Annotated in this window: 1 pseudogene; it reads right to left on the bottom strand. The window is 43.1% G+C overall.

Annotation, left to right across the window (positions count from 1 at the left end):
• Window positions 1-673 (bottom strand): annotated as a pseudogene (locus R7Q11_RS26710) (restriction endonuclease subunit S); the annotation flags it as partial.

The following is a 673-nucleotide window of genomic DNA, read 5'->3' on the forward strand; positions in this document are numbered from 1 at the left end:
ATGGTTAATAAAATGTCACCTGATACAAGTTTATAATCTTTAGCCTCCTCGGCTATTTGCTGAGGTATATATGCTGGGGATTCACTTAGCCTCAAGTTATCAGGACGAATGTTTCCCATTCTGATTACCTGGTAGATACTATTTGTAACGAAGTCTTTGCTCTTAAAAGCAAATCCACCTTTTAAGTTAGAAATTGAGCCTACACGACACCACTCCCACCCATTCGGCAGCTCAAACGGCTTTTCATCTTCAGAAATCGGCGGTAGCGCTTTTTGCTTCTTGATTTTCTTCTCTTTGACTAACTGCGCTTTTTCTTCCGCAACTCTTTTCAGTAACTTAGCAGCAGGCTCATCGCTTGGATCTTGTGGAACTAGCTTACCCATTACCGCCAGTTGCAGAATAGTTTGCTTAAGCTGGTCGATACTCTCTTCGGTGGTGAATAAGGTATCGAAATGCTCACTGATTCGCGCCCAGTTTTGCATTAACTCGTTAGCATCGGTAGAGTTGGTGAGTGTGTCCAACAGAGTCGTTACCAGCACTTGGTGTGCTTCGATACTGGCTTCGGTTTGTTGCTCAAGATGATCGCAGAGTGCCATTAACTCATCGACTTTGGCGACGATGCGATGTTGCTCTTCTAGGGAAGGAATTACGAACAAATTTTCATTAAGTATTT

The sequence above is a fragment of the Vibrio sp. 970 genome, from assembly GCF_033339075.1.